This is a genomic window from Streptomyces yerevanensis, from assembly GCF_000716805.1.
In the GTDB taxonomy this organism is placed as follows: domain Bacteria; phylum Actinomycetota; class Actinomycetes; order Streptomycetales; family Streptomycetaceae; genus Streptomyces; species Streptomyces flaveus.
In genome coordinates, this window is record NZ_JNWJ01000320.1 from 1 (window position 1) to 201 (window position 201).

Consider the following 201-nt stretch of genomic DNA (forward strand, 5'->3'; position numbering starts at 1 on the left):
CAGCTGGCGCGCAACCATCACAACCCGATGGAGCCGCACGCCACCCTCGCCCGCTGGGACGGCAACAAGCTCACCGTCTGGGACAAGACCCAGTGGGTGATGGGCACGCACGACGAGATCGCCGCCGTGTTCGGCCTGCCCGCGGATTCGGTGCGCGTCATCAACCCGTTCGTCGGCGGCGGCTTCGGCAGCGGGCTGCGC

The 201-nt window shown here is 70.1% G+C and carries 1 protein-coding gene; it reads left to right on the forward strand.

Annotated elements, in window-relative coordinates; all coding sequences use genetic code 11:
* Positions 1-201, forward strand: a 201-nt coding sequence (locus OP79_RS49570) for a molybdopterin cofactor-binding domain-containing protein (RefSeq protein WP_033330122.1), incomplete at both ends; no start/stop codon positions are given.